General features: G+C 68.7%; 11 protein-coding genes. 9 read left to right on the forward strand and 2 right to left on the reverse strand.

The window, feature by feature from the left end:
• Position 1: 1 nt before the first annotated feature.
• Entirely contained in the window at positions 2–2,140 is a 2,139-nt protein-coding gene (locus AC6LJ9_RS08040; RefSeq protein WP_498147148.1) for a hypothetical protein, read from the forward strand.
• Positions 2,137–3,558: a hypothetical protein gene (locus tag AC6LJ9_RS08045; RefSeq protein WP_498147149.1), complete on the forward strand. Its 1,422-nt coding sequence runs from the start codon at positions 2,137–2,139 to the stop codon at positions 3,556–3,558. The genes AC6LJ9_RS08040 and AC6LJ9_RS08045 overlap by 4 nt, the downstream gene beginning before the upstream one ends.
• A gap of 117 nt (positions 3,559–3,675) precedes the next feature.
• Here the strand turns inward: AC6LJ9_RS08045 and AC6LJ9_RS08050 are convergent, their stop codons facing one another.
• Together AC6LJ9_RS08050 and ocd are read right to left on the reverse strand one after the other, a co-directional pair.
• Entirely contained in the window at positions 3,676–4,455 is a 780-nt protein-coding gene (locus tag AC6LJ9_RS08050) for a putative nucleotide-diphospho-sugar transferase (RefSeq protein WP_498147150.1), read from the reverse strand.
• A 292-nt stretch (positions 4,456–4,747) separates the two neighbouring features.
• Positions 4,748–5,830, reverse strand: coding sequence for an ornithine cyclodeaminase (ocd, locus tag AC6LJ9_RS08055; protein WP_498147151.1), 1,083 nt, complete (start codon positions 5,828–5,830; stop codon positions 4,748–4,750).
• A 126-nt stretch (positions 5,831–5,956) separates the two neighbouring features.
• Between ocd and AC6LJ9_RS08060 the strand changes: the two genes are divergently transcribed.
• The 7 genes from AC6LJ9_RS08060 to AC6LJ9_RS08090 all read left to right on the forward strand — a co-directional run bounded on the left by AC6LJ9_RS08060 (position 5,957) and on the right by AC6LJ9_RS08090 (position 13,402).
• Positions 5,957–6,382: an Lrp/AsnC family transcriptional regulator gene (locus tag AC6LJ9_RS08060; RefSeq protein WP_212317554.1), complete on the forward strand. Its 426-nt coding sequence runs from the start codon at positions 5,957–5,959 to the stop codon at positions 6,380–6,382.
• Between the two features lie 190 nt (positions 6,383–6,572).
• Positions 6,573–7,436, forward strand: a complete 864-nt coding sequence (locus AC6LJ9_RS08065) for an alpha/beta hydrolase family protein (RefSeq protein WP_498147152.1) — start codon at positions 6,573–6,575, stop codon at positions 7,434–7,436.
• A gap of 61 nt (positions 7,437–7,497) precedes the next feature.
• Entirely contained in the window at positions 7,498–8,442 is a 945-nt protein-coding gene (locus AC6LJ9_RS08070; RefSeq protein WP_498147153.1) for an ABC transporter permease, read from the forward strand.
• A complete protein-coding gene (locus tag AC6LJ9_RS08075) occupies positions 8,439–9,260 on the forward strand; it encodes an ABC transporter permease (RefSeq protein ID WP_498147154.1) in 822 nt (273 codons plus the stop codon). Before AC6LJ9_RS08070 ends, AC6LJ9_RS08075 begins: the two co-directional genes overlap by 4 nt.
• Positions 9,257–10,906, forward strand: coding sequence for an ABC transporter ATP-binding protein (locus tag AC6LJ9_RS08080; RefSeq protein WP_498147155.1), 1,650 nt, complete (start codon positions 9,257–9,259; stop codon positions 10,904–10,906). Before AC6LJ9_RS08075 ends, AC6LJ9_RS08080 begins: the two co-directional genes overlap by 4 nt.
• A gap of 79 nt (positions 10,907–10,985) precedes the next feature.
• Positions 10,986–11,606 (forward strand): GntR family transcriptional regulator, encoded by a 621-nt coding sequence (locus tag AC6LJ9_RS08085; RefSeq protein WP_212317571.1) that lies wholly within the window; start codon positions 10,986–10,988, stop codon positions 11,604–11,606.
• Between the two features lie 236 nt (positions 11,607–11,842).
• Positions 11,843–13,402: an ABC transporter substrate-binding protein gene (locus tag AC6LJ9_RS08090; RefSeq protein ID WP_498147156.1), complete on the forward strand. Its 1,560-nt coding sequence runs from the start codon at positions 11,843–11,845 to the stop codon at positions 13,400–13,402.
• The last annotated feature ends 38 nt before the right edge of the window (positions 13,403–13,440 follow it).

A 13,440-nucleotide genomic window follows, 5' to 3' on the forward strand; every position in this document is an offset into this window, starting at 1 on the left:
GTTGAGCGATTCGTTGCGCAGGCTCGCCGCCCGCGACTACGGCGACGCGCCGCTGGGCTACGTCGGCAATCTGCGGCGATGGGGAGCCGGGCTGCAGGCGCGGCGCGGCGAATCGCCGTCCGCGCGCGCGGCGACGGCGCCCGCGGGGTGGGGGCAACGGTTGCGCGGCGCATCTTGGAGCCTGCTGGCGCGCTGCGCGCCTTCGTCGCTGCAAACCCGGCAGCAGGTGCGCGAACTCAGCCGGGCCATGGCCGACCTGCTGGGCGCCATGACGATGAAGCGCGGCGCGGACGCGGGCCAGCATGGCCGTCGCGCGCTGCGGGCAGCCTGCGCCAGGCTGGACGCGGTCCTTCCCGGGAACGGACGCGAAAGCGCGGAGATCGAGGCGCTGGTGGCGCCCATGCTGCGGCGCCACCTGCAACGCCTGACGGATTACGACCGGCGCAAGATCGCCACGGGCGCGCCGGTGGACCTGAGCGACGGCGCATGGCCCGATCTGCCCGAACGCGCTTTCGCGAAGCAGGTCATGGCCTGCGTCGAGAAGACGTATGCCGATCAGGTATGCGTTCCGGCGCTGAGGACGGCCATGCGGGATTGGGCCAATGGCCAGGCCGACGCGGGCGCGGCCCGGCCGGAAGAGGCCGCGAGCCGGTTTCGGCGGGCCTTCGGCGGCTTGGGCAAGACGCGCCTGCCGCTGCAGCAGATGATGCTTCTGGCCTTGAAGGACATGCCGGCGCCGGTCCTGGAAACGCTGCGGATGGCGGCCGGTTCCCCGGCGGCCGGCGCGGACAGGGACCTGGCCCATGCGCGGGCCTGCCTGCGCATGGCGACGCAGCAGGAAGTCGTGTGCCGCAAGGCCCTGGCGCCACGGGCGCGGCAGGCATTGCTCGGCGCATTCAGGCAGGACGCCACGGCAACGGCGGGAAGGCAGGCCGCGCGGGCCTGGAGCGAGGCCCTGCGCAAGCAGATCGCGTCCGGGGACTACACGGATTTTTCCGGCGAGCGGGAGCTGGGCGCGCAACGCGCGTTCTCGATCCTGGCCGCGCACGAGCTGTCGCGCCTGGAGCGGGGTGACAGGGATGGGATCATCCATCACCTGGATACGCCGGCGCTGCAACGCATGCTCGGCATGGGGGCGGCGGCGGACCTGGACGGGGCCGTCAGGGATCAGATCGATACGCCGACGACCCCGCCGGGCGTGGTCATCGAGGCGTCCAGCGTGGACAGCGCGATCGAGCGGGAACTGATGCGCCGGAAAGACCGCCTGGCGACATTGCAGGCCATGGCGAATACGCTGGATGCCGGCGGGCGGGCGATTCCTGCTCTTCCCCTGGCCGACCGGCTCCGGGCCGTGGCCAGGATGCTCGAGCTGGCCGCCGCGCATGAGGAAGGCGCCGATCTGGCGTCGGGCGACGCCGCCGAACAGCGCATGCGGCTGACCCTGCAGCGCCTGTTGGACGACGCGCTATGGGCATGCCAGCATGGGCCGCGAGGCGGTCGGCGCGAGCTGGGCGCCCAGGACGCGGGGGTGTGGCCCGTCGCGGTGCTGACCGCCGTCCTGGATCTGGCCGAGCCCGCCGGGCGCCATGGCTGGAACATGGACCGCGCCGCGCTGCGCGCGGTCTTGCCGCTGCGCATCCTGGAGGCGCGCGGCGCGGCGGTCGACCAGCTGCGCGTCCAATTCGAGCAGCTTGGGCGCGCGCCCCTGCCTGAATCCGGGCCGCTGCTGGACGCCTGGGCGCGCGCGGTCGTCCTGGCCATCGAATGGATGCGCCTGCGGCATCGGGACCAGCCGATGTTCGGCGCCGATGATCGCCTTCAGGCCTATGCCGGGCTGGTCGATGCGGCGGCGGGCGATATGTGGTCGCGGCGCGCGCAGCCGGGCAAGGCGGCGATCGAGCACATGGCGTCCCTGCTCGACCGCTGCGTGACGGCGTTGGGAGCCGCGGCGGATGCCGATGTGGGACCGGACAGCGCCGCGCTGATCGAGCGCCTGACCCTGCTGTCGGCGCTGCTGGCGACGGCATTGGAACGCTGCGGCAGCCTGGCGCGGCCTGGAGAGCGGGAGGGACTGGCTGCCGATCCCCGGCTGCAGGCGGAATTCGAGCGCGCCATCGTGCGCCTGGAGGGCGCCTCATGACGCAATCCACCGGCGAGCCCGGCCTGCGTCCCTGGCACGATCTGGCGATGCTCTGCAGGCGCGGGTCGGAACGGGTTGGCGTCTCGGATAAGGGCTTTCCTCATATCGTTGCCAACCCGCCTCCAAGGGTGGATGCCAGGCAGAGTCCGGACAGGACAACGCCGTATCAGCACTTGTTGCGACAGATCAGGGGGGCCTCGCACGACGTGGCCGCGCTGATGGTGGAGCGCGATGTCGGCTTCAACGAGAAGACGGCGTCCAGCCTGAGCTTGTCCACGGTGAAAACCTGCTGGCAGCATATCGATTTCTGGTCCGGCCAGTCGCTTGGACCGGATTGGCCGACGCTGCCGGGTCTCGATGAGCAAGCACGCATCGCGCCTGAGCGCGGCGCCGATTCTCCGGGGCCATTTGACTGGATCCAGGCCATGGTGCAGAAAAAAATATCCGACGCCTATGCGGAGCTGCCCGCGGATGCGGACCTGTCCGCGCAGCGGGCGGCCGTCGCGCGGCTGGGCCGCGATGCGGAAACGCTGCCGGAATCGCTGGGTGGCGAGTACGCCGAGGTGGTGCGGCAGCTGTTCCGCCTGGAGGCGGCCAGGCTGGCGTTCGCGCAGACGCTGGGCGACAGTGGTTTTGCCTGCTTCGAGCGCATGCGCAATCCGCTGCGGGACGGCTATCGGCTGCTGATGGATGGCGATGACGGCGACCGCTGCAATCCCGCGCTGTACGAAGATGAAAGGGGCTACATGGCCGCGATGATGGACGCGTTCGCGCGGATGCTGGAACAGGTGCGGGCGCGCAAGCCGCTGGACGGCGAACTGTTCGAGCAGTATCACGGCCATGCGGTGGTGGGGGTACAGGACAGGAAAGGCCAGCCCATGCATGCCGGCTATCGGGATGGCGTGGCGGTGTGCTACGGCGTGGATTTTGGCGAAGGCGAGCTGAGCGCCATGCGTCGTGATGAATGGGAGGCGCGCCTGGACCGCCATCCCGGCAGCGAAAAATGGAGCCGGCTGCAGCAGGGAATGGACGGGCTCTATGTCATGACGTCCCGGCAGTCGCGGACGCAGTGTCGGGAGAAGGCGGACCAGATCATCCGCGCGCACTATGAACGGATGTCCGGCTTGTCCGGCCAAGCGGGCGAAGCGCGCGACCTGCTCGCGCGACAGTCGATCGCCGAGTGCTGCCTGGCGCTGGAGCAGCATCACCTGTACGCGGATGGAAACCTGCGCACCATCGCCTTCCTGGTCATGAACCACCTGCTGCTCGAGGCCGACCTGCTGCCCGTGGTGCCGGACGATCCGAATCTGCTTGATGTCTGCACGCTCGCGGAGGCGGCCAGATTGATCTCGATATGGCAGACGCGTTTCCAGGATCTGCAGGACGACGGCGCAGGGCAGGGCGCACGCGCTTCGTAGATGCGGATCACGCGACGGCGGTGCGGCCATGCATGAGCGAATGACCTGTCTTTTGAGCCTGGGCCCCGTGTCATGGGACACCGGAGGCCGTCCGCGATCAGCGGTCCGGGCCGCCTGTCAGCGGCCGCGCGCGCCGGTGAACAGAATCTTCTCTATCGTGCGGATCCGGTCGCGGCGCCGCCGCACGTTGCGGCCGGGCTTGCGGAGCAGCCCCTTGAGCGGCTTGTTCTCACGGCTGGCCTGCAGGTGTTCGATATAGACCTGCGCCGATGCCACGTTGTCGATCTTGTCGAAGATCCAGCAATAGGCGACCGGCAGCCGCGCCTGGCGATAGCGCGGTTCGGCGCGGGCGGCATCCTCGGTCAGGATGCGTTCCAGCACGAGCTGGTCCCATTCATCGGGATTGGCGCCGCAAGCCGCCGCCCATTCGTCCAGCAGGGCTCCCGCCGCCGGCGTGTCGTTGATGTACAGCGTGCCGCTCAGCAGATGGCCATCGGGCTCGTGGTAGGCGGCGATGTCGCAATCCAGCGCGGCCAGGCTGGGCCAGGGATTGCGGTGGAACACCGCATCCACGTCCACATAGAGCATGGGGCCGCGGTGCTTGCGCCGCATGCCGACCAGCACGCCGGGCTTCATGGCGGCGTTGCGCACCCAGGATCCGGTGGTGTCGATGGCCTGGGCGTCGATGGGGAGCTGGAGTCTTTCAGCGGAGCGGACCAGCCGGTTCTTTTCCGTTTCGTAGATGCTGTCGCGGGTAAAGAAGGCCACGGTCATGCCCATCGCGGCCAGGTCGGCGGCGGATGGCGGGTCGAGTTCAGCCTGGCCGGGAAACTTCGCGACCGAGCGCTGATGTTCCGGCGACCATGGGGACAGTTTGCGTCTGAGCCATTGCAGCATGGGCTTGTCGTGACAATCCGAAATTCATGAGTGTGCCGATGCGCTCGGGGAGGGGCGGGCGCGCAGAACGCGTGTGCTGTGCGCCGGGCCGGCCTTCGAGGCATGGCTCGCGGTGGCCGAGTATATCGCGCGCCCTCCTGGCGTCTGCGGCGAGGCAATGCATTGGAACATCATTGCGTGGGCGCTTCGCATGCGCGTCGCGACGGCCCGGGATGGCGCATTCCAGGGCCGCGCGGCCGCCAGCCAAGGAGGCTGGCGGGTTCTCTCGGCATCCCGAGGTCGGACAGCCAGGCTAGGCGCAGAGCGCGTGGCTGTCGCGGGCCTGTACCTCCAGCCCGCCCTGTGCATCGGCCGTCCGGTTGGCTTCGACCAGCGCATACAGGTCGCGCGGATCGGCCAGTTCGGGTATCAGCCCGGCCGGCTGGCCAAGGCCCAGCTCCCGAGCCGCGTCGGCCAGGTAGCGCAACGCCGAATAGTCTTCCAGCGCGAAGCCCACGGAATCGAACAGCGTCACCTCGTCCGCGTCGCGGCGGCCCGGCGCCTGTCCGGCCAGCACGCGCCACAGTTCCGTGACAGGGTAGTCGGCGGGCATCTGCTGGACGTCGCCTTCGACGCGGGTCTGCGGCTCGTATTCGACAAAGGTGCTGGCGCGCAGCAGCACGTCGCGGTGCAGCTCGGTCTTGCCGGGACAGTCGCCGCCCACCGCGTTCAGGTGCATGCCGTCCTCCACCATGTCGGCGGTGAGGATAGTGGCGTAGGCCTTGTCCGCCGTGACCGTGGTGACGATGTCGGCGCCGCGCGTCGCTTCGGCCGCGCTGGCGCAGGGCCGCAGGCGCAGGCCGGGAACCCGCGCCAGATTGGCGGCGAGCTTGCGGGTGGCGGCCGGATCCAGGTCGTAGGCGCGGATGTCGGTGATGCCCAGCAGGTGATGGAACGCCAGGGCCTGGAATTCGCTCTGCGCGCCGTTGCCGATCAACGCCATGCTGCGCGCGCCGGGACGGGCCAGCGCCTGCGCGGCCACGGCGGACATGGCGGCCGTGCGCAGCGCGGTGGTCAGGGTCAGTTCCGACACCAGCAGGGGAGTGCCGGTGGTCACGTCGGCCAGCACGCCCAGGGCCATGACGGTGGGCAGGCCGACATGCGGATTCTGCGGGTGGCCATTGACATATTTGAAGCTGTAGAACTGGGCGTCGGCCACGGGCATGAGTTCGATCACGCCTAGTCTGGAATGGCTGGCCAGGCGCGCCGATTTGTCGAATTCCGGCCAGCGCAGGAAGTCGGCGCGGATGCGTGCGGCCAGGTCTTCCAGGCAGCGGGGCAGGGTGCGCGTCGCGATGAGCGTGGCGACGTCTTTGGTGGTGAGCAGCGTGGTCATGATGAGTCTCCTTCTGTTCTGATGAAAATTCTGACCAAAGGCGACGTCAGCCGGAAGCTGCCATTTCGGCAGGAAAACACGTATAAGATTTCACATTGGCGCCAATCGCCTGTCGAAATGACAACAATGGACACTCTGGATCAACAATTGCTCAGCCTGTTGCGCGCCGACGCCCGCAGCACGGTGGCCACGCTGGCCAAGAAACTGGGCGTCTCGCGCGGCACGGTGAACAACCGCATCACGCGCCTGGAAGACGCCGGCGTCATCGTGGGCTATACGGTGCGGTTGCGGCCGGAATCCGAGCCCAACCGCATCGGCGCCTGGATGAGCATCGCCGTGGACGGCAACGAAACCCGCCGCGTCGTCAGCCTGCTTTTGGGCGACCCCGCCGTGGTGGGCCTGCATGACACCAATGGCCGCTGGGACCTGCTGGCCGAGCTGAGCGTGGCCAATATCGAGGAAATGTCCCAGGCGCTGGACCGCGTCCGGCTCATCAAGGCGATCTCCGCCACCGAGACCAGCATCCACCTCAAGAGCTACAAGCTCGACTGAGCGCGGCCGCCCGGCGGCGGGCGTCTGGCCCCGATTCCCGCCCTTTCCTCCCACGATTCCTGATCGACCTAGGGATTTCCCAGCCTTGTGGGGCGGGTTTGCTCATTCCTAAAATTGGCGCCAATTTATGTTTCATAATTTCCGCGCCATCGCGGACGGCGGCCTTTGCCGCCGGCCAACCGAGAGAGCCATGCAGTCCAGCGCAGCCACCGCCGTTCCTTCCGACAATGCCCGCGCCCGGGCCATCTATGACCTGGGGCACAGCACCATCTTCGCGGCTCGCAGCGATCCGCGCTTCTCGTACTGCATGTACGTGCCGCCGCACATCGACAGCGCGCGCCATCCGGTGGAGCTGGTGGTGGTCATGCATGGCACCGGCCGCGCCTTCGTCGAATACCGCGACGCCTTCGCCGAATTCGCGCGCTGGAACGACTGCATCGTGCTGTGCCCGCTGTTTCCGGTGGGCGTGCTGGGCGATGGCAACCGCGACGGCTTCAAGCAGCTGCGCGAGGGCGAGATCCGCTACGACCACGTGCTGCAGGACATGGTGGCCGAGGTTGGGGAGAAGTTCGGCCGGCGCTTCGAGCGCTTCGGCCTGTTCGGCTACTCGGGCGGCGGCCAGTTCGTGAACCGCTACGCCCTGCTGCATCCCGAGACGCTGTGGGCCGTTTCCATCGGCGCGCCGGGCTCGGTCACGCTGCTGGATCCCGAGCAGGATTGGTGGGTCGGCGTGCGCGATGCGCAGGCGCGCTTCGGCAAGGCCGTCGACGCCGGGGCGCTGCGCAAGGTGGCCGTGCACATGATCGTGGGCAAGGCCGACCTGGAGACCTGGGAGATCACGCACCGCGAAGGCGGCAAGTTCCACATGTCGGGCGCGAATTCGGCCGGGCGGACCCGTCCGGAACGGCTGGAATCGCTGCGTCGCTCGTTCGAGGCGGCCGGCGTGCACGCGGTGCTGGACCTGGTGGACAACGTGCCGCACGACGGCCTGAAGTGCGTGCCGCAGGTGCAGGATTTCCTGGCCGCCACGCTGCGCCGGCTGCGCAATGAATAAGGCCGGATCTGTCCGGCGCGTCCGGACCGTCGCCGGCCGGCGGAACTGAGAGGAGCGAGCCATGCTGCGTTTTGCGCTGTCCCGGATCGTCATGGCCGTGCCCACGCTGCTGATCGTGGCGGTGGCGGTATTCGTGATGATCCGCCTGATTCCCGGCGACCCTGCCCAGCTGCTGCTGGGCGATCTGGCCACGCCGGCCGCGCTGGCCGACCTGCGGGCGCGGCTGGGGCTGGACCAGACCTGGGCCGCCCAGTTCGGCATCTGGTTCTCCAACATGCTGCACGGCGACCTGGGCTCGTCGATCAATACCGGCCAGCCCGTGCTGTCGCTGGTATGGGACCGCTTCCTGGTCAGCGGCCGCGTGGTGGTGGTGGCCGTGATCCTGGCCGCGCTGGTGGCGGTGCCGGCCGGCATGATCGCCGCCTGGAAGCAGAACCAGGCCGCCGACCTGGCGCTGGTGTCGACGGCCACGCTGCTGGTGTCCATCCCCACGTTCTGGCTCGGCCTGCTGATGCTGATCCTGTTCGGCCTCAAGCTGCAATGGCTGCCGGTGGTCGGCTATGTGTCCGTCGGCGAGGACTGGAAGGCGGGGCTGCTGTATCTGGTCATGCCCATCGCCACGCTGTTCCTGCACGAGATCGGCGTGCTCCTGCGCATGGCGCGGGCCAGCACGCTGGAAGTACTGCGGCTGGACTACATCACGCACGCGCGCGCCAAGGGCCTGCCGGAATCGGCGGTGCTGATGCGCCACGCGTTCCGCAACGCCTTCGGCCCGACCTGGACGCTGATCGGGCTGGTGCTGGGCAATCTGCTGGGCGGCATCGCCGTGGTGGAAACCGTGTTCACCATTCCCGGCCTGGGCCGACTGCTGGTGGACGCGATCTTCGCCCGCGACTATCCGGTGATCCAGGGCTGCCTGCTGTTCGTGGGCGTGGTCTATGTGGTGGTGAACCTGCTGATCGACCTGTGCTATCCCATTTTCGACCCAAGGGTGACCGCCGAATGAAAAAGAAGATTCCAGCCAACGCGCTGATCGGCGGCCTGATCGTCGGCGTGATCCTTCTGGCCGCCGTCATGGGGGAGGTGTGGACGCCGCATGATCCGCTGAAGATCAATTTCGCCGCGCGCCTCAAGCCGCCCGGCGGCGGTTTCCTGCTCGGCACCGACGAGTTCGGGCGCGACGAGCTGTCGCGCCTCCTGGCGGGCGCCAGCAGCAGCGTGTGGATCAGCCTGCTGACGGTGGGCTTGGCCATCGTCGCCGGCACGCTGATCGGCACGCTGACCGGTTTCGTGCGCGGCTGGACCGACCGCATCATCATGGCCCTCAACAACGCCCTGCTGGCCTTCCCGGGCCTGCTGCTGGCGCTGGGACTGCTGGCGGTGGTGGGGGCAAACAAGTACGGCATCATTCTGGCGCTGGGCCTGGCGTACACGCCGTCGGTCACGCGCATCGTGCGCGGCACGGTGCTGTCCCTGCGCGAAAAGGAATTCATCGAATCCTCGCGTGTGCTGGGCAATTCCGAGCTGTACACGATGTGGCGCCATGTGCTGCCGAACTGCATCGCGCCGCTGACGGTGCTGGCCACGTCCATGTTCGGCTGGGTCATCCTGGCCGAGAGCGCGCTGTCCTTCCTGGGCCTGGGCGTGCCGCCGCCCGCGCCGACCTGGGGCAACATGCTGGCCGCCGCGAGGCCGTTCATGGCGCAGGCGTCCTACCTGTCCATCTTTCCCGGGCTGTCCATCGCGCTGGCGCTGCTGGGCATCAACCTGCTGGGCGACGCGGTGCGGGACCGTTTCGATCCGCGCATGAGGGGCGTGCAATGAGCGCACTGGTATCGGTGTCGGGGCTGACCCTGACCGTGGGCGCCGGCGGGCGCGAAATCGTCAGCGACGTGTCCTTCTCGGTCGCGCCGGGCGAAATGGTCGGCATCGTCGGCGAGTCCGGCAGCGGCAAGACCCAGGCGGCGCGCGCCATCATGGGATTGACGCCCTCGCCCCTGAAGGTGGCGGGCGGTTCGATCCTGTTCGAGGGCGTGGACGTGCTGCGCGCCAGCGCCGCCGCGTTGCGCGGGCTGCGCGGAGCGCGCATCGGCATGGTGTTCCAGGAGCCGATGACGTCGCTCAACCCGTCCATGTCCATCGGCCGCCAGCTGGAGGAAGGTTTGAAGCTGCATCGCAACCGCCTGGGCGCGGCCGAGCGGCGCGAACGGGTGCTGGACATGCTGGCGCGCGTGGGCATACGCGATCCCAAGGCGGCGGTCCAGGCCTGGCCGCACGAGTTTTCCGGCGGCATGCGCCAGCGCATGATGCTGGCCTCGGTGATGCTGCTGGAGCCGGCGCTGCTGATCGCCGACGAGCCGACGACGGCGCTGGACGCCGTGGTGCAACGCGACGTGCTGGAACTGATGGTGGCGCTGACCCGCGAGCATCGCACGGCCGTGCTGATGATCAGCCACGACCTGCCCATGGTGGCGCGCTACACCGAACGCATGGTGGTGATGCAGCACGGGCGCGTGCTGGAGGAAGGCGCCACGGCCGCCATCCTGGAGCGGCCCGCCCATCCCTACACGCGCAAGCTGCTGGATGCCATGCCGCGCCGGCAGCCGGCGCGGGCGGTCAACCGGGAAGCCCCCATCGTCGAGGTCAAGGAGCTGGTGATCGACTACGCCGGCCGCCAGCGCCTGTTCTCGCGCACCGGCGCCAAGCGCGCGCTGCACGGTATCGACCTGCAGGTGCGGCCACGCGAGGTGGTGGCGGTGGTGGGCGGCTCCGGCTCGGGCAAGACCACGCTGGGCCGCGCCATCGCCGGGCTGCTGGCGCCGTCGTCCGGCCAGATCCTGTTTCGCGGGGCGGCGGTGGACCGGCGCGCCGCGAGCTGGCGCGACTATCGGCTCAATTGCCAGATGGTGTTCCAGGATCCGTATTCCTCGCTGGATCCGCGGATGACCATCGGCGAACTGGTGGGCGAAGGGCTGCGCATGCTGGGCGGCCTGTCCGTCCAGGACAAGCGCCGGCGCGTGGACGAGGTGCTGGCCGAGGTCGGCCTGGGTTCGGAATACGCCGGCCGCTATCCGCACGAGCTGTCGGGCGGCCAGCGCCAGCGCGTGGCGATCGCGCGGGCGGTGGTGCGGCGGCCGGCCTTCGTGATCGCGGATGAACCGGTGTCGGCGCTGGACGTGACCGTGAGGGCGCAGGTGCTGGACCTGTTCGCCGACCTGCAGGAGCGGCACGGCTTTTCCTGCCTGTTCATCAGCCACGACCTGGGCGTGGTGGAGCAGGTGGCCGATCGCGTGGTGGTCATGCGCGACGGCGCCATTGTGGAGCAGGGCGCGCGCGACGAGGTGTTCGACCGGCCGAGCGAGGACTACACGCGCAAGCTGCTGTCCGCGATCCCGGCGCTGGAGTCCACCCCGTCGGGCGGCGTGCGCCTGCGCTGGCGGCTGGACGAGCCGGCGGCGGCCCGGGCCTGAACGGGGGAAACCGGGATCGATGTCCGGCGGGGAGTGTGCATAAAATACGCGCTTTGGATTTGATTCTCGGGAGTGGTCCATGCCGAAAGCGGCGGCGACGCAGCCGGGCCTGGTCGACCGTATCGCCCACGACATCCAGTCGGGCGTATATGGCGCCGGCGCCTGGCTGAAACAGATCGATCTGCAGGAGCGCTACGATTGCACGCGCCTGGAAGTGCGCCGGGCGCTGGACCAGCTCACGGCCAAGCGCCTGATCGCGCACATCCCGAACCGGGGCTATCACGTGTACGCCATGGATCCGGACGTGCACGGGCAGATCCGCGACATCCGCATCCTGCTCGAGACCGGCGCGGCGGCCGACCTGATGCCCAACGTCACCAGCGCCAAGGTGCGCGCGCTGCGCGCGCTGGCCGAGCGTTTCGCCAAGTTGTTGCAGGACGGCACGCTGCTGGAACAGTACGAGGTCAACCTGGCCTTCCACGCGGCGCTGTACGACCTGTGCAGCAACCGCGAACTGGTTGCGCTGATCCAGGAAACGCGCGCGCGCGGGCCGGCGGCGCCGGCCAAGGAATGGGTGACGCGCGCGCGCATCGAGATCTCCGCGCGCGAGCATTTCGACATGGTCGACGCGCTCGAGGCGCGCGACGTCAAGCGCCTGCAGAAGATCATCGCGGCGCACGTGGGCCAGGACATTTCCTGAGCGCGGCCGCGAATCGCGGCCTCATTCCCTGATCCGGCGGGCTGTCGCCCCCGGCACGCGGCGGCCATCCGGCAACGGATCGCCGCCGTGGTGCTTTTTGGCCGGCCGTCTTGCGCGCCTTGCCGCCGCGCTTCAGGGATACTCCCGATGGCGCCATGATTCGATGCATCCATAATGTGCATCAAATTTTGGCGCCAAAAATGCATGAGCCGGCGCCGCAAGCCCCGGAGCCCCACATGCCTCATCCTTCCCTTTCCCGAACGCTCGCGCTCAGCCTTGCCCTGGCCTGGGCGGGCGCCGCCCCGGCGGCCGTGCTGACCATCGCGCAGCCGGCCGATATCCGCTCCATCAATCCGGGCGTGAACCGCGACAACACCACCGATGGCGTGGTGCTGCACATGGTGGAAGGCCTGGTCGGCTATCGCGAGGATGGCACCGTGGCGCCGCTGCTGGCGCAATCGGTGAGCATGTCGGAGGACGGGCTGACCTACACCTTCACGCTGCGCGAGGGGGTGAAGTTCCATAACGGCGCCACGCTGAGTTCCGCCGACGTGCTGTGGAACTGGCAGCGCTACATGGATCCCAAGAGCGACTGGCGTTGCCGCAGCGATTTCGACGGGCGCAACGGCCTGAAGGTGACCGACGTGTCCGCGCCCGACGCGCGCACCGTGGTCATGAAGATCAGCCACCGGTCCGCCGTGTTCCTGGATTCGCTGGCGCGCACCGATTGCGGCATGACCGCCATCGTGCACAAGGACTCGGTGGGCGCCGATGGCAATTGGGACAAGCCCATAGGCACCGGCCCCTACCAGTTCAAGGAATGGAAGCGCGGCGAATACGTGCTGCTCACGGCCTTCAAGGATTACGCGCACCCCCCTGGCGCCGGCGACAAGCCGGACGGCTACGTGGGCGCCAAGCGCGCGCTGGCCGACGAGGTCAAGTTCCTGGTGGTGCCGGACGCGTCCAGCTCCAAGGCGGGACTGGTGTCCGGCGCCATCGACGCCAGCCAGATCACCAATACCGACGTGGCCGAGCTCAAGGGCAATCCCGCCGTGGCGGTCATGACCCCGCACGACGCCACCAAGCACACGCTGCTGTTCCAGACGCAGGATCCGGTGCTCAAGAACGTCAAGCTGCGCCAGGCCATCGCCGCCGCGCTGGACATTCCGCAGGTCGTGGCGGCGGCGTCGGAAGGGCTGGGCGAGCTGAACAACTCCGCCGTCCACACCGGCTCGGCCTACTACAAGGAGGCCGAGAAGCGCGCCTACCGCCACGATCCGGCGCGGGCGCAGCAGCTGCTGAAGGAAGCGGGCTACAAGGGCGAGCCCATCGTCATCTATGCCAACAAGCGCGCCCACGTGCCGAGCTACCAGGTGGCCGTGATGGCGCAGGCCATGATGCAGGCCGTGGGCATCAACGCCCGCATCGAAGTGCTGGAGTGGGCCACGCAGCTGGACCGCTACAACACCGGCAAGTACCAGATCAGCTCCTTCACGTTCTCCTCGCGCATCGATCCCGCGCTGAGCTTCGAGCAGTTCTCCGGCGACAAGACCGCGCAGCCGCGCAAGGTCTGGGACGATCCGCAGGCGCAGAAGCTGATCGACGAGAGCTTCCTGGAATCCGATCCGGCCAGGCGCCAGGCCCTGTTCGACCAGCTGCACGCGTTGATGCTGGAGCAGACGCCGCTGCTGGTGCTCTACAACGGCGCCGATGCCTGGGCCACCGGCAAGCGCGTGCAGGGCTTCTCGGTCTGGGAGGGCAAGCCGCGCGCCTGGGGCACGTCGATCAAGCCTTGACCGCGACACGGTGGCCGGCCGGCATGCCGGCCACCGGC

Source organism: Achromobacter sp. 1011811831, from assembly GCF_059760905.1.

What these genes read in the sequence shown, in the direction of transcription:
- AC6LJ9_RS08045 (WP_498147149.1), top strand. Translation starts at nt 2,137, where the DNA reads ATGACGCAATCCACCGGCGAGCCCGGCCTGCGTCCCTGGCACGATCTG.
- AC6LJ9_RS08050 (WP_498147150.1), bottom strand. Translation starts at nt 4,455, where the DNA reads ATGCTGCAATGGCTCAGACGCAAACTGTCCCCATGGTCGCCGGAACAT.
- ocd (WP_498147151.1), bottom strand. Translation starts at nt 5,830, where the DNA reads ATGACCACGCTGCTCACCACCAAAGACGTCGCCACGCTCATCGCGACG.
- AC6LJ9_RS08060 (WP_212317554.1), top strand. Translation starts at nt 5,957, where the DNA reads ATGGACACTCTGGATCAACAATTGCTCAGCCTGTTGCGCGCCGACGCC.
- AC6LJ9_RS08065 (WP_498147152.1), top strand. Translation starts at nt 6,573, where the DNA reads ATGCAGTCCAGCGCAGCCACCGCCGTTCCTTCCGACAATGCCCGCGCC.
- AC6LJ9_RS08070 (WP_498147153.1), top strand. Translation starts at nt 7,498, where the DNA reads ATGCTGCGTTTTGCGCTGTCCCGGATCGTCATGGCCGTGCCCACGCTG.
- AC6LJ9_RS08075 (WP_498147154.1), top strand. Translation starts at nt 8,439, where the DNA reads ATGAAAAAGAAGATTCCAGCCAACGCGCTGATCGGCGGCCTGATCGTC.
- AC6LJ9_RS08080 (WP_498147155.1), top strand. Translation starts at nt 9,257, where the DNA reads ATGAGCGCACTGGTATCGGTGTCGGGGCTGACCCTGACCGTGGGCGCC.
- AC6LJ9_RS08085 (WP_212317571.1), top strand. Translation starts at nt 10,986, where the DNA reads ATGCCGAAAGCGGCGGCGACGCAGCCGGGCCTGGTCGACCGTATCGCC.
- AC6LJ9_RS08090 (WP_498147156.1), top strand. Translation starts at nt 11,843, where the DNA reads ATGCCTCATCCTTCCCTTTCCCGAACGCTCGCGCTCAGCCTTGCCCTG.